22 protein-coding genes are annotated in these 18804 nt (G+C 52.6%); 17 read left to right on the forward strand and 5 right to left on the reverse strand.

The window, feature by feature from the left end; genetic code table 11:
* The first annotated feature begins 11 nt into the window (after positions 1–11).
* From IEW65_RS14725 to rho, 8 genes are all read left to right on the forward strand, one after another.
* Positions 12–1319: a cobyrinic acid a,c-diamide synthase CobB gene (locus IEW65_RS14725; RefSeq protein ID WP_188640214.1), complete on the forward strand. Its 1308-nt coding sequence runs from the start codon at positions 12–14 to the stop codon at positions 1317–1319.
* Between the two features lie 251 nt (positions 1320–1570).
* Positions 1571–2011, forward strand: a complete 441-nt coding sequence (locus IEW65_RS14730; RefSeq protein ID WP_009099723.1) for a YtoQ family protein — start codon at positions 1571–1573, stop codon at positions 2009–2011.
* A gap of 19 nt (positions 2012–2030) precedes the next feature.
* The gene (gene cobO / locus IEW65_RS14735) at positions 2031–2642 is read left to right on the forward strand and encodes a cob(I)yrinic acid a,c-diamide adenosyltransferase (protein ID WP_188640215.1); all 612 of its coding nucleotides are present in this window, start codon (positions 2031–2033) and stop codon (positions 2640–2642) included.
* 623 nt (positions 2643–3265) lie between these two features.
* Positions 3266–3844, forward strand: coding sequence for a hypothetical protein (locus IEW65_RS14740; RefSeq protein WP_188640216.1), 579 nt, complete (start codon positions 3266–3268; stop codon positions 3842–3844).
* Between the two features lie 88 nt (positions 3845–3932).
* Entirely contained in the window at positions 3933–5393 is a 1461-nt protein-coding gene (locus IEW65_RS14745) for a hypothetical protein (protein WP_188640217.1), read from the forward strand.
* A 127-nt stretch (positions 5394–5520) separates the two neighbouring features.
* Positions 5521–5763, forward strand: coding sequence for a type II toxin-antitoxin system Phd/YefM family antitoxin (locus tag IEW65_RS14750; RefSeq protein ID WP_058092928.1), 243 nt, complete (start codon positions 5521–5523; stop codon positions 5761–5763).
* Entirely contained in the window at positions 5760–6023 is a 264-nt protein-coding gene (locus tag IEW65_RS14755; RefSeq protein ID WP_188640218.1) for a Txe/YoeB family addiction module toxin, read from the forward strand. The genes IEW65_RS14750 and IEW65_RS14755 overlap by 4 nt, the downstream gene beginning before the upstream one ends.
* A gap of 235 nt (positions 6024–6258) precedes the next feature.
* Entirely contained in the window at positions 6259–7215 is a 957-nt protein-coding gene (gene rho, locus IEW65_RS14760) for a transcription termination factor Rho (protein ID WP_188640219.1), read from the forward strand.
* A gap of 49 nt (positions 7216–7264) precedes the next feature.
* Here rho and IEW65_RS14765 read toward each other — a convergent pair whose 3' ends face one another.
* Entirely contained in the window at positions 7265–8464 is a 1200-nt protein-coding gene (locus IEW65_RS14765) for a DEAD/DEAH box helicase (RefSeq protein ID WP_188640220.1), read from the reverse strand.
* Between the two features lie 231 nt (positions 8465–8695).
* Here IEW65_RS14765 and IEW65_RS14770 point away from each other — a divergent pair, with 231 nt between their 5' ends.
* Together IEW65_RS14770 and IEW65_RS14775 are read left to right on the forward strand one after the other, a co-directional pair.
* Positions 8696–9118, forward strand: coding sequence for a Replicative DNA helicase (locus tag IEW65_RS14770; RefSeq protein WP_083023931.1), 423 nt, complete (start codon positions 8696–8698; stop codon positions 9116–9118).
* Positions 9119–9128: 10 nt separating this feature from the next.
* Complete coding sequence (locus IEW65_RS14775; protein ID WP_188640221.1) at positions 9129–9599, forward strand: YehS family protein; 471 nt, start codon at positions 9129–9131, stop codon at positions 9597–9599.
* Here IEW65_RS14775 and IEW65_RS14780 read toward each other — a convergent pair.
* A complete protein-coding gene (locus IEW65_RS14780; protein ID WP_188640222.1) occupies positions 9596–10351 on the reverse strand; it encodes a class I SAM-dependent DNA methyltransferase in 756 nt (251 codons plus the stop codon). The genes IEW65_RS14775 and IEW65_RS14780 overlap by 4 nt on opposite strands.
* Positions 10352–10441: 90 nt before the next feature.
* On the opposite strand from IEW65_RS14780, the gene IEW65_RS14785 reads away from it, so the two are divergent.
* On the forward strand, positions 10442–10903 hold the full coding sequence (locus IEW65_RS14785) for a GNAT family N-acetyltransferase (protein WP_188640223.1): 462 nt from the start codon (positions 10442–10444) through the stop codon (positions 10901–10903).
* 119 nt (positions 10904–11022) lie between these two features.
* Positions 11023–11433 (forward strand): DUF4019 domain-containing protein, encoded by a 411-nt coding sequence (locus IEW65_RS14790; protein ID WP_188640224.1) that lies wholly within the window; start codon positions 11023–11025, stop codon positions 11431–11433.
* A gap of 9 nt (positions 11434–11442) precedes the next feature.
* Here IEW65_RS14790 and IEW65_RS14795 read toward each other — a convergent pair whose 3' ends face one another.
* Positions 11443–12330: a LysR family transcriptional regulator gene (locus tag IEW65_RS14795; protein ID WP_188640225.1), complete on the reverse strand. Its 888-nt coding sequence runs from the start codon at positions 12328–12330 to the stop codon at positions 11443–11445.
* A gap of 155 nt (positions 12331–12485) precedes the next feature.
* Between IEW65_RS14795 and IEW65_RS14800 the strand changes: the two genes are divergently transcribed.
* The 4 genes from IEW65_RS14800 to IEW65_RS14815 all read left to right on the forward strand — a co-directional run bounded on the left by IEW65_RS14800 (position 12486) and on the right by IEW65_RS14815 (position 16641).
* On the forward strand, positions 12486–13727 hold the full coding sequence (locus tag IEW65_RS14800) for an MFS transporter (RefSeq protein WP_229755579.1): 1242 nt from the start codon (positions 12486–12488) through the stop codon (positions 13725–13727).
* A gap of 196 nt (positions 13728–13923) precedes the next feature.
* The gene (locus IEW65_RS14805; protein WP_188640226.1) at positions 13924–14277 is read left to right on the forward strand and encodes a cyclophilin-like fold protein; all 354 of its coding nucleotides are present in this window, start codon (positions 13924–13926) and stop codon (positions 14275–14277) included.
* Between the two features lie 56 nt (positions 14278–14333).
* The gene (locus IEW65_RS14810) at positions 14334–15434 is read left to right on the forward strand and encodes an alpha/beta hydrolase (protein WP_229755580.1); all 1101 of its coding nucleotides are present in this window, start codon (positions 14334–14336) and stop codon (positions 15432–15434) included.
* A gap of 91 nt (positions 15435–15525) precedes the next feature.
* Entirely contained in the window at positions 15526–16641 is a 1116-nt protein-coding gene (locus IEW65_RS14815; protein ID WP_188640227.1) for an MBL fold metallo-hydrolase, read from the forward strand.
* Between the two features lie 59 nt (positions 16642–16700).
* Here the strand turns inward: IEW65_RS14815 and IEW65_RS14820 are convergent, their stop codons facing one another.
* Together IEW65_RS14820 and IEW65_RS14825 are read right to left on the reverse strand one after the other, a co-directional pair.
* Positions 16701–17243, reverse strand: coding sequence for a YqaA family protein (locus tag IEW65_RS14820; RefSeq protein ID WP_229755581.1), 543 nt, complete (start codon positions 17241–17243; stop codon positions 16701–16703).
* A 72-nt stretch (positions 17244–17315) separates the two neighbouring features.
* Complete coding sequence (locus IEW65_RS14825) at positions 17316–18125, reverse strand: DUF1206 domain-containing protein (RefSeq protein ID WP_188640229.1); 810 nt, start codon at positions 18123–18125, stop codon at positions 17316–17318.
* A gap of 203 nt (positions 18126–18328) precedes the next feature.
* On the opposite strand from IEW65_RS14825, the gene IEW65_RS14830 reads away from it, so the two are divergent.
* Positions 18329–18787 carry a hypothetical protein gene (locus IEW65_RS14830; RefSeq protein ID WP_188640230.1) on the forward strand — a complete coding sequence of 153 codons (459 nt, stop codon included), beginning with the start codon at positions 18329–18331 and terminating at the stop codon, positions 18785–18787.
* The last annotated feature ends 17 nt before the right edge of the window (positions 18788–18804 follow it).

Below are 18804 nucleotides of genomic sequence, written 5' to 3' on the forward strand. Positions count from 1 at the left end.
AAGGAAGCAACATGTTGCAAGGTAAAGCACACGCAGCGCTCATCAGCGCCCCCGGTTCCGGCCAGGGCAAATCCATGGTGACGGCGGCGCTGGCGCGGCTGCACCGTAACGCCGGGCGCACCGTGCGGGTATTCAAGCACGGCCCCGACTACCTAGACCCCATGGTGCAAGAGGTCGCCTCCGGCCAGCCGGTGTATCAGCTTCACCCCTGGATGACCGGTGAGCACGAGTGCCGCTGGCGCTTAGCCAAAGCCGCCCAGGAAGCTGACGTGATTTTGGTGGAAGGCTCTATGGGGCTGTTTGATGGCTCGCCCTCCAGCGCGGACTTAGCCATTCTGGCGGGCATCCCCGCGCTGCCGGTGATCGACGCCTGGGGCATGGCGCAAACCTTTGGCGCAGTGGCCCAGGGCTTGGCCAACTACCACCCCGACCTCGCCATTCACGAGGTGATCGCCAACCGCGTCGGCAGCCCCGGCCACGGCAAGCTGCTGAATGAGAGCATGCCGGAAGGCATTACGCTGCTGGGCGCGATTCCCTGTAATGACGCCATGAAAATCCCCGACCGCCACTTGGGCCTGGTGCAAGCCAGCGAGCTGAGCGGCCTGGATGCCCAGCTAGACGCCGCCGCCAAAGTGTTAGAAGACGCCGGGTTAGGCCGCTTGCCCAAAGAAGTAACGCTAAGCGCTGACGCCCCCACGCCTGCACCGGACTATTTGCGCGGCGTGCGCATTGCTATCGCCAAAGACGACGCCTTCGCGTTTATCTACCGTGCCAATCTCGATGTGTTAGAAGAGATGGGCGCGACGCTGCACTTCTTCTCACCGCTTAACGATTCTACGCTGCCAGAATGTGACGCGCTCTGGCTGCCCGGCGGCTACCCAGAACTGCACGCCGCCCGCTTCAGCGCCAACCAGCCGATGCGCGAGGCGATCAGCGCCCACCACCGGGCAAGCAAACCGATACTGGCCGAGTGCGGCGGGTTAATGAGCTGCGTAGAGCAGCTGGTCGACGGCGAAGGCAGCGCCCACGCCATGTTAGGGCTGCTGCCTGGCACCGCCAAAATGGCCGGTAAGCTGACAGCACTTGGGCTGCAAAGCCTACACACCCAAAGCGGCGAACTGCGTGGCCACACCTACCACCACTCGCTGCTGGAAACCTCCATGCAACCGCTGGCCCGCACCCGCAAATTGGCAGGCAGCGAAGCCGAGCCGATTTATCGTGATGGTGCGCTGGTAGCTAGCTACTTCCATGGCTACTTTCCCTCAGCGCCCAGGCTGGTGGCGGATATATTCACCGGCCAAGCGATAGGCTCTGTCTGAAAACTGGCTGCGCTCGGCCATACGGCGTTAAAAATCGGCTCAAAGTACTCATTTACAACATGTAAACTCTGTCTTTTCGCCGATTTTTGCCTTGTCTGACCTTCGCTCGCCGACTTTTCAGACAGAGCCTAGCGTAGTTATAGATAGGGGACAGCGCAGCGACCGGCCTAAAAATATGGAAGGTTTTTCCATAAAGCAGCAGTGGGCTATCATAGAGCGGCGAGACACTCCCCAACCCTAAAGGAGCTACCATGAGCTTTTACGTATACCTTTCCGGCGAGATTCACACTGACTGGCGTGAAGAGATCCAACGCGGCGCAGAAGCGGCAGGCCTGGATGTGGTGTTTACCGCACCCGTAACCGACCACGACGCCTCTGATGCCGCAGGCGACCACCTGGGCAAACCGGAGAACGGCTTCTGGCGCGACCACCAGTCCTCCAAAGTGAACGCCATCCGCACCCGCACGATGATCGAACAGGCGGATTTAGTAGTGGTGCGCTTTGGTGACAAGTACAAACAGTGGAACGCTGCCTTTGACGCAGGCTACTGCGCGGCACTGGCCAAGCCCTACATCACGCTGCACAGCGAAGAGATTGTTCACCCGCTGAAAGAAGTCGACGCCCAAGCGCAAGCCTGGTGCACCACCACCGATCAGGTTGTGGAAACCCTGCGCTACGTGCTGAAAGCGTAAGAAACCCCTAGGAGACCCCATGCGCGAAAATGCCAAAACCCCCGAACGCCATGCCCAGCGCATGGCGGCCAAGCAAAAAATCATGAACGAGCGCATTGCCCGCGCCGATAAAGAGCAGGGCATCTTGCTGGTGCTCACCGGCCCCGGCAAAGGCAAAAGCAGCTCTGGTTTTGGCATGCTCGCCCGCGCCCTTGGCCACGGCATGAAGGTCGGCGTGGTGCAGTTCATCAAGGGCGCGTTCAGCACCGGCGAAGAAGCCTTCTTCCGCAACCTGCCCAATGTGGACTACCACGTGATGGGCGAAGGCTACACCTGGGACACCCAAGACCGCGAACGCGACGTCGCCGCCGCCAACGCCGCCTGGGAGCAAGCCAAGCGCATGCTCCAAGACGACCGCTACCACATGGTACTGCTCGACGAACTCAACATCGCCCTACGCTACGAGTATCTCGACCTAGACCAAGTCCTCGACGACCTACAAGCCCGCCCCGAAATGCAGCACGCCATCGTCACCGGCCGCTACGCCCCCCAACAACTCATAGACCTCGCCGACACCGTCACCGAAATGAAAGTGGTCAAACACGCCTTCAAAGACCAAGGCATCAAAGCCCAGAAAGGGATTGAGCTTTAAAGGAGAGGGGCGGTTAGTGAATTGTGAATGGTGAGGGGACGATAATCGAACCCTCATTACCCTGCGCTATGGCTATGGCTATGGCCATGCTTGGTGGCAACCTGAAATTGTGGGAGGGAGCTTCAGCTCGCAACGATCAAGTCACCAAGCTCAACACACTCGAAAAACTAAATGTGGCCACCTGTGAAAGGGAGCTTCAGCTCGCGATGATAAAGCCACATAGCCCAATCCCGTAGCGCGGCGTAACGACTGAGCGAGAGCAACGAGCGAAGAAGGCACCCGCGAAGGCGGCGACTAGCCGCCCATCCACCACGCCATAAGCAAGCACCCACCTCAAGTGACGCACTCACTAAACCATCCGCCCCTTAATCCAACACAATTCCCCCTAAAATCTGCGTGACCTAAGCAAAATTTATGATTAGAGTATGATTGAATCGTAAAAACCAGCGGGCACGCGAATTTTGGATATGCTGCCATGTGTCAGGCATAGTCTATTAGAAACAGTAGTTTATGCGTTGTTGAGTGGCGATGTAATACCAATAATCATGCTGGCGTGTTCAATAGTATTATGTGGAAAGGCGTATAATTACTGTTAGTTGCCCAATACTTCAACAGAGAGAAATATGGATAAAGTCATTGAATTACTGTTAACAAGCCAAACTCTTCAATGGCTAGTGGTTGGTTTATTTGTGTTGATAGCAACCCTGCTTTTGACTTTCTTTGTTCAATACAACATCGATAGAGCTAAAGGAAGACACGCCAAATTTTTATGGTTTGAGGTGAATGCTATCTCACCTCAGCCTGCCCGAAAAGAACAAGCAGAAGCTCCAACTCCGAACATCAATGGTAAGAATATCAATACGGGGCAGAACTATGGAGAGATTGGTGATAAGTACACTGGCTTAAAGCAACGTGAGGTAACACAGGAAGACGTAGAATTTCTAAGTCAAGAGATTGAGAAGTTTTCCAAAGCATACTCAGAAAAAATAAATCGCTCTCACATTACACTGGGCTATCCGGGGTGCAAAGAGACAACAAATCTCGCGAACCAGATTTATCCCATACTGCAACGTATGGGCTTCAGTAAGATTGAGCCATGCACGCTGCAAACATTTGGTGTGGTTGGACGAAAGTTTGGAGTTTCAAACGCCCCTGACAACTCAATGATGATAGAGATATTTCCGCCAGACAATGTGGAATAGCAACTAACCAACAATTGCAGCGGAAAAAATTTCGCTGCGCAAAATTTGTCCGCTGAATTGGGCGTTATATTTCAATCGGAGTACTTAAGTGAGTCAGCAGGAATTACACGACTTAATTATCTATCAAGATAGATACTTTGAGATATTGACTGAGTTTTTCCTCAGCGTGACAGGATGTCTACCACGTGACTTTTCACCGCTGGATAGCTTTCCGGAATCTATTCAAAGAATGGCTGTTACTTTAAGAGAAAACTCTAGCAGAACTGAAAGTGCTATGGTGGCATTTTCAACTCTCGAAACAGAACTTAAAAAACTATATTCAGAGGAAGGTGGAAAAGCCTTTAGCGCAGCTAAGAAACTAGATGCATGTAAATTGAATTTGGGTGGAAGCAGTCGTTTCTTAGAAACACAGTTAAATGCTACACGCAAATCACTTCTATATTCCGATACGGTTTTAATTCCAGATCCTGTAATGCCATGGCTAGAGAAAAAACGAGACGAAGAAAAATTCAGTCATGTTATCCCGCTTCAGATGGCATTTTTCATATTGCATTTGTGTGATCTAAAAGGAGATGAATTTGATCTCCCGCCATTTTTTGTGTTTCCAAGTTTTGAGAAGTCACTTGAAGAATATGATCAGCAAACGCAAGAAAATAGCATTCAGCTTATAACCGATGTATTTTCACATTATGTAGACCCAGGTATAGCGCACCCTCAAGATATTTTGGAGTTTGCTGCAAAATACCCGGATCTATACTATGAAAAAATTGAAGGTGCAAGGCTTTTTGTCTCACCCGGGTCTGAGCCTGGGGAGCCTCTAAAAGTAGAGTTAGAAAATTACAAGTCAGAAATGAGGCAATGGAGATCAGAAGATTGGTGTAATAAGCTGTTTTCGAAAGGTGATGCTAGCGTTGTGACCAACGCGATTTTTGAGCGTGTTATGCCAAACTACCATTTACTGGAAAATGCTGATGAGCTAAGAAGCCACCCATTTCTGTGTGTAAACGCACAGGCGCATTATTACCAACTTATCGCAAGTATGAAAAATGCATCTGTTGGTGAAGTTGTTTCATTTGATCCATCTACCTCAGCAATTTTACAGTCCCTTACGTCTAAAAGGCTTGATTATTTAGCCAATATCAAAGACGCGCAGCTCGTGGCATTGAGGAAGACCGATGAGAATGTTGAATTTAGAAGAGAACTAAGAGATTTAGTTAACAGCTTGCCGAATACCAATCTCGAAGATTTAGGGTATGTTGCTGCCGAAATATGCTCTCACATTGAAAGAGCTATATCGAAACATGAGAAACAGATTTCATCACTTAATGATAAATATCAAGCCAAACATAAATACACAGCTTTAATTGCTGGTGGCACACTGGCTGTAACGATGTTTCCAGTTCTTGCTCCTTTCTTAGGTGCATTGCTTCCCCTAGGTGGGGCTGCTGCAACAGGTAAATATATTTCCGATAAGCTCGATGAAAAAGCAGAAATTGGACAATTTTCTCACTCCATGATGGGTGTGATCTCGAGAGCGAAAGGGAAATGAAATATAACAAAGCGCTGCTACGGAAAATTTACTCGCTGGCGCTCGCAGCGCTGTACAAGGGTACGTCTTGACGTACGTACCGAAAAGCGTACATTTAGTAAAAAGCTGTACACACAAAAGGTGCGTCATGACCGGAATCACAGCTACTGAGGCGCGTAGCAACCTATATCGGCTGATCGACGAGACCGCCGAGTCCCACCAACCCATCGTCATCATGGGTAAGCGGAACAAAGCCGTCCTGGTTTCCGAAGAAGACTGGTCTGCCATTCAGGAAACACTTTACCTGCTCTCCGTACCGGGTATGCGGGAGTCTATTCGTGAGGGAATGGATACCCCCGTGGATGAGTGCGATGAGGAGCTGGACTGGTGACATGGAAGTTGGTTTACACCAAGCAAGCTCAGAAAGATGCAAAGAAACTGGCCTCCAGCGGCCTCAAACCAAAAGCCCAGGAATTGTTGGCGCTGATTGCAGAGGACCCTTACCGCAAGCCGCCTCCGTTCGAGAAACTCATTGGGGATCTCTCGGGGGCCTATTCACGCCGCATCAATATTCAACATCGTCTGGTTTACCAAGTACTGGAAGAGGAACGGGTGGTGAAAGTTCTGAGGCTCTGGAGCCACTACGAATAATGCATAACTAACAACAGCGCATCAGTGTGTCTACCGCTGCGCCCTTTTCGACGGCAGCTCAGTTCCCCATGCCATCCGTATTGCGCTAGCGTCGGTAGATATTCAGCAGCTCGAAAAGGCGCTATGTACTGTTGGAAAGGTCGTTGAAAACCATGCCTACGTTTTACATCCGCCGTTGATTAACCACGTACGCGGCCAACCACGAATCCACACTTTGACTAGACGGCCCCAACCCATGACCCGCAAAACCCTAAGCCTCAAAACCAAAAGGCCACCAGAGCCCAAACCCACCAACGACGTCGAAGACCCAACCACCACCGACCCCATAACACGCTTCCTAAACGGCACCGCCATTCATCCTTCCCCACGCCTGTATTTAGCGCCTAGCGATCAACCGCGCACCGTGCGGGCGATGGATTTGATCACGCCCATTGGCATGGGGCAGCGGGGCTTGATTGTGGCACCGCCCGGTTCTGGCAAAACGACGCTGTTAAAGCATATCTGCCAAGCCGTGGCAGAGGCTTACCCGGATATAAAGCTGTATGCCTTGCTGATTGATGAGCGTCCGGAAGAAGTGACCGACTTTAAGCGCAGCGTGTCGGCTGAAGTGCATGCTTCGTCGTCCGATGAAAGCTACGCGAACCATGTGCGGATGGCCGATCAATTGCTAGATAAAGCGCGACAGCAGGCAGGCGAGGGGCACGATGTGATGATCGTGATCGATTCACTCACCAGGCTTTCGCGGGTTCATAATGCGGAGCAGCGGGGCAATGGGCGCACGATGTCGGGTGGGTTGGATGCCCGGGCGATGGAAATCCCTCGCAAGCTGTTTGGCGCGGCACGAAAGATTGAAAACGGCGGCTCGCTCACCATTCTGGCCACCGTGCTGGTGGATACGGGAAGCCGTATGGATCAGGTGATTTTTGAGGAGTTCAAAGGCACAGGCAATATGGAACTGGTGCTATCACGGGACGTGGCGAATCAACGAATTTTCCCGTCGATTGATATTGCCAAAAGCAGTACCCGCCGAGAAGAGCTGTTGATCGATGCGAAAGATATTGAAAAAGTAAGGACACTGCGCAGAGCGTTAACACCGCTTAAGCCCATAGAAGGCGCGCAGAAGCTGCTGGCGCTGTTGGAGAAATACCCCACGAATGCCGAGCTGTTGGATGCTTTTTCGCCCACTGAGTAGAGGTGAAGCTCACCCTTGTATTCTTAAAGGTGAGCTTCTTGGTGAACGCTTAACGGCTACTTTTTTTAACGTGGTTCAGGTTAGACGCGGGCACGGCTTTTTTGACCGGGAAGCCTTCCACTTCTTTGCGCTCAATCGTGTTTTTCAAGCGCCTTTCAATCGCACACAGGTTTTTAAAGTCGCTGATATCGACCAGCGAGATGGCTTCACCGGAGGCACCCGCTCGGCCGGTGCGGCCAATGCGGTGGATGTACTCTTCTGGCTGGAAGGGTAAATCGTAATTCACCACGCGGCTGAGTTCGCCAATATCCAACCCCCGAGCGGCGACGCCTGTGGCCACCAGGTACTTCAGTTCACCCGATTTGAACTGATCCAACACCTTTTCGCGCATGGCCTGGCTTCTGCCGCCATGGATGGAATCCGCTTGGATGCCGCGTTTTTCCAGCTGAGCCACCAGCTTGGCCGCGCTGTGTTTTTTCTCGACAAAAATCAGCGCCTGATCCCACGCTTGCTCGGTGATTAGGTGGCTTAACAGGGCGGACTTGGTGTCTTTATCGACCGTGATCAGCCACTGTTTGATGGTGGCGGCGGCGCGGACGTTAGGCGTAATGGAGATGTCCGCCGCCATATCGGTCATTTTGCTGTCTGAAAACGCGTGGGCGATGGCGCGCACGTCGTTGGTCATGGTGGCCGTGAACAGTAGATTCTGTCGGTTCTCCGGCAGGCGCACGATGATTTTGTGGATATCATCGACAAAGCCCATATCGACCATTCTGTCTGCTTCGTCCAGCACCATGACTTGCAGTTCATCAAAGTGGAGCGCGCGCTGATGCGCCAAATCCAGCAGCCTGCCCGGTGTGGCGACCAGAATATCCACCCCTTCGATTAAGCGCTCTTTTTGCGGCGCGGTATCTACACCGCCATACGCGGCCATTGAGGTGAGCGGGGTATGCTTGGCGTATTGCGCCACGCTGGCTTCCACCTGAACCGCCAGTTCGCGGGTGGGCACAAGGATCAGCGCACGGATGCGTTTACCGCGCAGCGGTTCTGCTGCTTTGCTGAACTGTTCCAGCAGCGGCAGCACAAAGGCAGCGGTTTTGCCCGTGCCGGTTTGTGCGGTGGCGATTAAATCTTTGCCCGACAGAATGGCAGGAATCGCTTGTTCTTGGATGGGCGTTGGCGTTTTGTAACCGAGTTCGGTAATCGCCTGAACGAGAGGGCTGGATAAGCCTAGTTTTGAAAAGGGCATGAGAAGCTCTGACAGAGTGTCGTAAGGGGTGTCGAAAATAAAAAGTGGTGCAGCATAGCGTAAAATCAACCGTTCGTTGCTCGAATACGCGTTTATTTCCATCCAACCTTTCCCCCGTACCCCCATCCCCACAAGGTATAATCCCCCCATTCACCCAGAAGCTCACGCGTGCTGGGTTTGTTATGAGTCTGTTTTGCGTCATCTGTTACTGAGCAATAGGGGTAGTGGTCCATGATTAACACCAAAATTTACAAGGCAGTGTACGAACTCGCCGAAAAGCTGATGAAGGCCGCTGCCAAAGATGATCGCGCCACCTTTGAAGCGCTGTATGCCGAGCTGCAGGCGATCTGCACCGAGCACGAGAACACCGAGAAAGACCACCCAGAGCAGTGGGAAACCCTGGCTGACTTCACCGAAGAGCTAGAAGACGCGCTGCCCATCTACCAAAAAGCGCTGGATAAAGCGGTGGCCAAGCAGTCGAACGACCACATTGCCTCGATTGGTTTTTCCATGGCGGCGCTGCAAGTGGAGCTGGGCGACACCCAGGCGGCGATTGAGCGCTTGCAGCAGGCCCAGGCCAGTGCCCACACTATTGAAGATAACGAACTCAAAGCAGAAATTGATGAGCTGCTGGCAACATTAACTACCGGTTAGGAACCTGATTTTGACCAATAACGATATTTTTCGCCGTATCCGCTACACCTTTGATTTAAAAGACAACACCATCGTGGATATTTTCGCGCTGGCAGAAGTGCCCGTTACCCAGCCGCAGGTCACCGCGTGGCTGAAGAAAGACGAAGACGACGCCTTCGTCACGATGAAGAACCGCGAGCTGGCTGCGTTCTTGAACGGTTTTATCAGCTTTAAGCGCGGCAAGCGTGAAGGCCCGCAGCCTGCGCCAGAATCGCAGCTGAACAACAACATGGTGTTCCAGAAGCTGCGTATTGCGCTGAACATGAAGGCCGACGATGTGCTGGAAGTGTTTGAGCAGGTGGGGCTGCCGTTAAGCCATCATGAGCTCAGCGCGTTTTTCCGCAAGCCGAGCCATAAGAACTACCGTGAGTGTAAAGACCAAATGCTGCGCAATTTCCTGATGGGCATTCAGCTTCAGCTGCGCCCGAACGATAAAGGCTAAGCAAGGCCCTCGCGCTTCACACACACGAAGATCGCATTGCCTGAGACGTTATCCCAGGGCGTGATGGTCTGGTAATCATGCTCAAACACGTGCACCTCGAAGGTCGGCTCCAGCAGGGCGATAAGTTCGCTAAAGCTGACCGCCACCATGGGGTGCTCGTCGTTCCACACCTGCGTTGCGCCTGCCTCTGTTTTCTCAATGCTCAGCCGTAACGACTGGCGCGCGCCTTGCCCGCTGTAGTGCCACCCTGAGCGAAAGGTGAACGCGGCGTCTGCCTGTTTAGCCGTGTGCTTAACGAACAGATCGTTATTAATGCACTGCTTATCCACCCCGTTAAAGCAGAGCACGCCGCCCTCGTTTAAGGCGCGGTGGGCGCTGGCAATGCAGGCGCCTAGCTTCTCTAGTCCATCGCTGTAGTGGATGGAGTAAAGAAAGCAGGTGATGAGATCCAGAGGTTCGTCGACCTCAAAGCTGCTCATATCCTGCAGTGAGAAGTGCGCCTCTGGGCAGCGTTGGGCAGCGATATCCAGCATCGGCTGGTTAATATCCAACCCGCTGCTGGTGTAGCCAGCATCCAGAAAATGACGCACGTGAGGGCCGGTGCCGCAGGCTAAGTCCAGATGGCGTTTGCCTTCGTTACCAAAAATTTGGTGCAGACGATGAATGGCGTTGCTTTGGGCCTGGTAGTCGATGTCGACGCACATCAAATCGTAGTAGCCAGAAAGGTCGGTGTAGAGTGCGTTGACGGACATAGTGGCCTAATGGTGAGGGCTGAAATAAATTGGGTGGCGCATAGTAAACGAGCGGTTGGGGTTTGAGAAGCGAGGGCAGGGGAGCCACGTATGCAAATACGCGTTGAGACATTGGAAGAGCAGGACGTGATTACGCTTTTGGAAGAGCACATGGCCGATATGCACGCCACATCGCCACCTGAAAGTATTCATGCGCTTGATGTGACGGCGCTCAAAGCGCCAGAGATTACGTTCTACTGTGCTCGGCGGGACGGCGTGCTGTTAGGTTGTGCGGCGTTAAAAGCGCTGGGCAACGGCCAAGCGGAGCTGAAATCCATGCGCACCACGAAAGCCTCACGCCAGCAGGGCGTCGCCGCTAAGCTATTGGCGCATTTGTTGGAGGAGGCGCGCTCGCGGGGCTATCACACGGTGAGCTTGGAGACCGGGTCAATGGCTTTTTTTGAGCCTGCACGGCGGCTATACGCCAAGTTTGGGTTTGAGTACTGCGGGCCGTTTGGTAGTTATCAACTAGATCCGAATAGCTGTTTTATGATGCGGCGGCTGACTGAGTGAATTTGCACTCTTTCACAGTACGGCGAGCGCTTTAGGGCTAATGTCATTAAAGAAAGTGTGCGAAGACCCGATAACTACTTAAGTCGCACGAATTTTTTTAATTACCACACGAGGCTGCTATGCCAAAACCCCTTGCCCTATTTCTCTCCGCTATGCTTCTGGCGTTGGCCTCCCACGCGCAGGCGTCAACCACTGAGGCAGCTGAAGCGGCTGCACTGGCGTGGTTGGCAGCGATTGATCAAGGTGAGTATGAACAGGCGTGGGAGAAGTCGTCGCCGCTGCTGAAAACACCGCTTTCCCCCACCATGTTGCAGCGGGTGGTAACGCTGGCCCGCAATGATTTAGGCAACGTCGAGTCGCGGCGGCGTATCCGTATGTCGCAGTACACCTCGATGCCGGGTGCTCCCCGTAACGACTACAAAGAGTTCACCTTTCAAACTCAGTTCACGAATAACCAGCGCGTGGTTGAAGTAGTAACGCCACATCTGGAAGAGGGCACGTGGAGGGTGAGTGGGTATTACGTGCAGTAACCCGCGTCGCTATATGCGCAGTGCATTCAGCACCATGGAAAAGGCCGTAGTGGGCTGGCGTCTGCTGGGATAATAAAGATAGTAACCGGCGAAGGGCTCACACCACTCTCCGAGTACGCGTTCTAAACGGCCCTCTTGAAGATGAGGAGAAAATTCGTCTTCAGGTAAGAAGGCAATACCTAGCCCTTTTACGGCAGCATCCACGATGGCCGTTGATGTGTTTAGCACCAGCTGCCCCTCTACGCGCACGTTCAGCTCTTGCCCCTGGTGCTCGAATTCCCACACGTAAAGCCCTCCGCTAGAGGGAAAACGCTGATTAATACAGTTATGGTGGATGAGGTCGTGGGGGCTTTGGGGGCGTGAGTTGCGTTTAAAATAGGCCGGCGAGGCTACCGCTGCCATACGAAGCTCAGTGCTGATCGGTACGGCAATCATATCTTTATCTATGGTGTCGCCTAGGCGCACTCCCGCGTCAAAGCGATCGGCTACTATGTCGCGAAACCCATAGTTCACGTCAAACTCCATGTGAATATCAGGGTACTGCCGCAACAGCGGTGTCAGTTTTGGAAGTAACACGTTTCTTAACACGTGATCTCCGCAAGTAATCCGTACTGTTCCCACGGGTTTATCACGAAACTCTGTGAGCAAGCTTAATTCAGCTTCGATGTCATCGAAATGCTGCCCCACGCTTGCCAGTAACCGTTCTCCCGCTTGCGTTGGCGTGACACTGCGCGTGGTACGGGCTAAAAGGCGAATATCGAGCTGATTTTCTAGGTTACGAATCGTTTGGCTAAGCGCGGATTGAGTGACGCCGAGACGCGTGGCAGCGCGGGTGAAGCTGCCTTCTCGTGCAACCATCACAAATGCTTGTAAGTCATTGAAGTTGCGCTTTGCCATTTTTATGCCCCGCTTATTGATTAGCTGTTCTTATATCTTCAATAAGAATTGATTAGCTAGTCAACCCCTTATCGTCCTGTGAAAATCCAAACCTTAGCCAATGAAGTGGCTTTGTAGGCGTTTATGCGCAAAACCACACGCTGATGGAGGCGGATGTGCAACAGGACCTATTAGCCAGTGACGCCGAACGCTTGGCAACCACCATCAGCAGGGTGAACGAGGGCAGCAGCCCTGCTTATTGGAGCGGTGTATTCGCGATGACGCTGTGTGTGTTTTCGCTTATCGCTTCAGAATTCATGCCTGTTAGCTTGCTCACACCTATTGCTGACAACTTGCGCATCACTGAGGGATTAGCGGGGCAGGGTATTGCTATCTCAGGGGCGTTTGCTGTTTTCACCAGCCTATTTATTTCCGTGTTAGCGGGAAGCTTGAATCGCAAAACGTTGTTATTAGGTTTAACCGCCACGATGGGTGTATCGGGCGCCATGGTGGCGATGGCCCCTAACTACTTCACTTACATGGTGGGTCGCGCGCTGATTGGTGTGGTGGTGGGTGGCTTTTGGTCTATGTCCGCTGCCATTGCCATGCGATTAGTCCCTTTACACCGGGTACCCCGCGCCTTAGCCATTTTTAATGGCGGTAATGCGTTAGCGATGGTGGTCGCTGCGCCACTGGGGGCGTATTTAGGGGCATTGGTGGGTTGGCGCGGTGCTTTCTTCTGTTTGGTTCCTATCGCCGTTATTACCTTTATTTGGCAATGGATAAGCTTGCCTTCTATGCCTGTGGAAAAGCGTTCTGGTGGGATGGGCAGCGCATTAAACGTCTTTAAGTTACTAAAAAAGCGTGCCGTGCTGATGGGCATGCTTGCTGTCGGCTGCTTTTTTATGGGGCAGTTTACGCTGTTTACTTATGTTCGGCCGTTTTTAGAAGTTGTTGCACAGGTGGGCATTTCGGCACTTCCTTTTGCTCTTTTGGTGATTGGGATAGCTGGCGTTGTTGGTACTGTTTTTATTAACGCCGTTCTTAAAAGAGGCTTTTATCAAACGCTGATGGGTATACCTGTGGTGATGTCGGTAATTGCGATATGCCTCATCCTCTTTGGAGAACAAGCAGCCGTTGCCATGGCTTTACTGGGCGCTTGGGGATTAGTGGCTACCGCCGCCCCCGTTGGCTGGTGGGCATGGGTACCTAAAACATTCCCAGAAAATGCGGAAGCGGGTGGTGGCTTAATGGTGGCTGTCATTCAGCTGTCGATTGCGCTTGGCTCCACGGTGGGTGGCTTGCTGTTAGATGCTCGTGGTTTTCAAAGTGTCTTCTTGGGAAGTGCGGCACTGTTATTAATATCCGCGTTATTCACGTGGCGTACAGCTCGTGAAACGGCTGCGGACGTTCATTAGCCCGTTGGATAAGCAAGAGGTCGTTATGAGCGTATTTAAACGATGTGGATGGCTGCTTGTGCTGATGTGTTTCATCAGTGCGAGCCATGCGGAAGAATTTTCTTCTGAAAGTGTCGCTGAAAGGAACTCTGAGCGCGCTAGGGCCCACTCGGTAGATTTATCTCTAAATACATCGCTACGTATAAAGGAGCCCTATATGCGAATGAACATTAATGGCCGTCACTTTGATATCCAGCTAAACGATACCCCCACTAACCGCGCTTTGATGGAACAGCTGCCGTTAACGCTGGATATGTCTGATTTACACCGTAATGAAAAATATGCCCAGTTGCCAAAGCCTCTGCCAACGGATTCAGTTCGCCCGGGCGTGATTAATAACGGCGATGTAATGCTGTATGGCACCGATACGCTGGTCGTTTTCTATTCAACATTTAACTCCTCCTATTCTTATACCCCTCTGGGAAAAATCGTGGATACCTCGGGCCTTACTGACGCTCTAGGAGAGGGGCGTGTGTCGATCACTTTTTCCATGCAACAGCCGCATCACTGACGTAGCTGCCACTCACGCTAAGGTAGCTCCAAGTACTTCACTAAGAGGTTGTCACTATGAATGAGCATGAACCTGCAAGCACCGCACGGATTGAAATCGACCGTCGTCAGTTCCTTCAGTATCTGGGGGCTGGTGTGGCTCCACTGGGTATGGCGTCCAGTCTTTATTCACCCTTTGTAGGAGCGCAAGATATGTCTAATGGGGCCAACAATTTCTACACCAGCGATCTGGTAACGATGCAGAAAGTGGCGTTTCCTAGCCTTTACCGTCTCAATGTGGCGGGTAATTTATTCTTGCCTATCCATGCTGATGCGTCTTCCAGGCTGCCTGCCATCGTGGTGGGGCACCCAATGGGCGCAGTAAAAGAGCAAAGTGCTAACTTATACGCGACCAAAATGGCTGAGCAGGGCTTTGCAACACTCGCCATCGACCTTCCGTTTTGGGGGGAAAGTGAAGGGCAGGCACGCCAAATTGTGTCGCCGGATGTATACGCAGAAGCATTTAGCGCTGCCGTTGATTATCTCGGCACACACGCTGCTGTTGATCGTGAGCGAATTGGAGCGATTGGGGTGTGTGGCAGCGGTAGTTTCGTGATTAGCGCAGCGAAGATTGACCCTCGTATGAAAGCCATTGCCACCGTGAGTATGTATGACATGGGGGCTGCTAACCGGCATGCTTTGAATCAGTCACAAAGCCTCGCGCAGCGCAAAGAGCTGATTGCAGCGGCAGCGCAACAGCGTTGGGCTGAATTTGAAGGCAGTGCAACTGAGTATACTAGCGGAACCGTGCATGAACTCACTGCCGATACCCATCCCATTCAGCGTGAGTTTTATGATTTTTACCGCACTCCTCGCGGTGAGTACACTCCTGCCAGTAGTACCCCGCAGCTGACCACACACCCCACGCTGACCAGTAACGTTAAATTTATGAACTTCTATCCTTTTAACGATATTGAGACTATCTCACCCCGTCCCATGCTGTTCATTAGTGGTGATCAGGCACATTCACGAGAATTTAGTGAAGATGCTTATCAACGTGCCATGGCGCCGAAAGAGTTAGTATGGGTTGAAGGTGCGGGTCATGTTGACCTGTACGATAGGGTCGACTTGATTCCCTTTGATAAACTCACCTCCTTCTTTACGGAACACCTGTCGTAAAACTTTATTTTCATGGTGCAGTGACGCCAATCACTAAGCGCTTATCCTGGGATGATGCCAGGAGGGCGCTTTCTTTTTGCTCAGGAACGACATGACAATTAAACGATTATTGCTGATGGTATTAGCGGTGGGCGTGTTACTGGTAGCGAGTGGCGCAGCGTATTTGCAGCATCCGGTCTTTGGTCAACAACCCGAGGGGGAGCGATTTGCCACCATTCAGGCGTCGCCGAACTATCGTGATCGCGAATTCCATAACCTCATCGAAACGCCCATGTTGACCACCGACCAGTCACGCTTTTCCATGATGTTGGAAAATATTCTGAACGGTTCAGAAAGCACTCATCCCGGTGCAGCTCTGCCTACTGAGAAAGTTGATTTACACGCGTTGGATAGCAGAGAAGACCAAGTGATTTGGCTGGGGCACTCTTCGTATTTTGTGCAGCTGGCAGGCCAACGTATCCTGATTGACCCCGTATTTAGCGCCAATGCCTCACTTGTACCAAGGACTAACGTAGCGTTTGAAGGCACTCATCTCTACACCGCTGAGGAGTTGCCGCCCATCGATATATTACTGATTACCCATGACCATTATGATCATCTTGATTACCCCAGCATGCTGGCGCTCGAACCCAACGTTCAGCAAGTGATCACTGGATTGGGCATCGGGGCACACCTTGAGCGGTGGGGGTATGACATGAGCCGGGTGATCGAAGCGGATTGGTACGAGCGTATCGAGATACTGCCGGAGTTAGATATCGTAGTGACTCCTGCGCGCCACTATTCAGGACGGACGTTCAAACGCAATCAAACATTGTGGGTAGGCTTTGCGCTGTTATCGTCAGAGACTCGGCTATTTTTCAGTGGCGATACGGGCTATGGCCCGCACTTTTCAGAATTGGGGCAGGCTTACGGCCCGTTTGACTGGGTGACACTGGATGCTGGGCAGTATGACCTGCGGTGGGCAAATATCCATATGAACCCCGAACAGGCGGTACAGGCCGCTAATGACTTGCAAGCTCGGGCGATGACGCCTAAACACGTTGGGCGATTTTCTCTCTCTCCACATGCTTGGGATGACCCCTTTGTGCGCCTTGCGGATGCCAGCCAAGGGCAGGAGTATGCACTTTGGACACCTACCATTGGCCAGCCTATGTACCTTGATCAGCGCGAACAGTCATTTTCTCGTTGGTGGGAAGAAGTACGCTAACACCCCATAGTGCCTTGTTTTGGGGAGGTGATTTGCGGTGCCGCGGTATTAAACAACAATTAAACAACTAGCCCCGCCAGCGCCTGCATCCCCAGCACTAACAGCAGCACCACGCTACCTAGTGCCAGGCTGGTTTTTAGCGCATGACGTTTCCACATGCTTTCCACTCGGTGACCAAAGCGGTGAACCAGCCAAGCAAGGCCAAAGTAGCGCAGCCCACGGGCAATCAATGCGGCCAATACGAAGAGCACAATAGGGTAGCCGGAAAGCCCCGCGGTAATCATCGCCACCTGAAACGGAATCGGCAAAATACCAATCGCTAAAATGGCGGCGAAGCCGTATTGGTCAAAGAAGCCTTGGAAAGCTTGGTAGCTCTGTTCCATCCCCATAAATTCGATAAACCAAGTACCCACAGATTGGTACAGCACCATGCCCACGCCATAGCCAACGATGGATGCCACTAAGCAGCCCAGCGTGGTGGCGGTGGCAATCGCCCAGATCCGCTGCCGGTTCACCGCCATGAGCGGAATCAATACCAGCTCAATGGGAATCGGGAGAATAATGGTTTCAAGAAAAGAGAGGATGGCGAGCAGCCACAGCATGTTTTTTGAGCCGTTTATACGCTCAAACCACTGTTTGGTTCGCTTTGATGTAAAGGCCATGAGTCGAGACCGCTATACGGAAGGGTTAATGCGCCGGTAGGCAGCAGTGAGAAGGCTATAAATACCAAACGCGAATAACCCGATGGCCACAAACGCCAGCAGCCACTGTCCGAACGCTTGGTTTCTCAAGGCGTTCAAAGCTTCTGCTGTGCCGCCTGCTTGGCTAGGGTTGTACTGGTACGCGGCTATGATAAAGAAGCTGCCCACAATCGCAAAGACTAAGCCACGCACTGCCAGGCCAAAGCGACATACGGGGTAAGCCCAGCGCTGCACCTTGGGAGGCATGGAGAAGTGGCGGTCAAATTTTGCTTTCCAGCCTTTAATGGCATGAGCGATACCTGCACCTATCAGCACAGCCCCTACCGCCGCGACCAGCCAGCGCCCTAACGGTTGTTGCATTAACCAACTCGCCGCATCTTGAGAGCCGTTGCCAGAACCACTTGAACTGCCTAAATGCACAACCAAATTAGCTGCAAAAAAGGCCAGGAGCGTGTGAGTCACGGCGCTGACCAGTAGGCCCCCACGAATCGCTAATCCTTTTATGCCGCTGCCGTGGTGGTCGGTGTCTTGAAGCGCTTGTAGGGTACGCCACATGGCATAGCCCACTAACCCAAGGGCAATAATGCTCAGCAGACTTTTGCCGAAAGGGGCGGTTAATACGCTTTCAAGCGCCCCGCGGCTGCCTTCGGTTTGGCCGCCTTGGCCAAAAGCCGCCAGCGCCGCTAGGCCGCCTACCAGTAAATACACCACGCCTCGCGAGGCGTAGCCTAAGCGTGCGAATAGTTTCACCGCGTCCCGGTGTTTTGGGGTATGACTGGCCATGGTGTCCTCCTGACATAAATGGCAGTGCCGATCCTTTCGGCGGCCCATACTGTGCGTGTGACGGGGTATTGTCCAGCGTAGACTATGTAGCGTGCTTGGTTGTGAGCGGGCGCTGTTTTGGTATAGAACGCCGTTTAATAGTGCCATTTTGGTGCTGGTTGGCTGTTAATTATGCTTCTTTCACATTTTATGGATCTTCTTAGATGAGTGATCACCATATCGTTTTCATTCCAGCAGACCCCCACTACCTGCCCACTGAGCAGCAGGTATCCAGTGCGAAAGCGGCGTTATGGCAGTGGATGCCGGAGGCAGAGGCGATTGAGGCGGCGGTAACTGAGTACGTGCAGTTTCATGACTGCGGCAGTAATTTTGAGTACGTGCGCTGCCACGTGTGTGGGCAGGAGCTGACGATTCCTCAATGGCATCATCTGATGGAGCAGGATTACGACCTGGAACGCGGGTTCGGGCTAACGCCACAAACGCTGCCGTGCTGTGGAAATGTCGCCAGCGTGAACCAGCTCGACTACTCCTTTATGCAAGGCTTCTCGCGTTTTTCGCTCACGGCGATTAACCCAAGAACGGGAGCGGTGAGCGCCCAGCAAACGGAGCTGTTACAGCGGGAGTTGGGTCATCCCCTGTTGGTGATTTATTGCCATGTGTAGGGTGTGAGAACAGTGCG

It is taken from the genome of Vreelandella lutescens (genome assembly GCF_014640815.1).
Classification (GTDB): domain Bacteria; phylum Pseudomonadota; class Gammaproteobacteria; order Pseudomonadales; family Halomonadaceae; genus Vreelandella; species Vreelandella lutescens.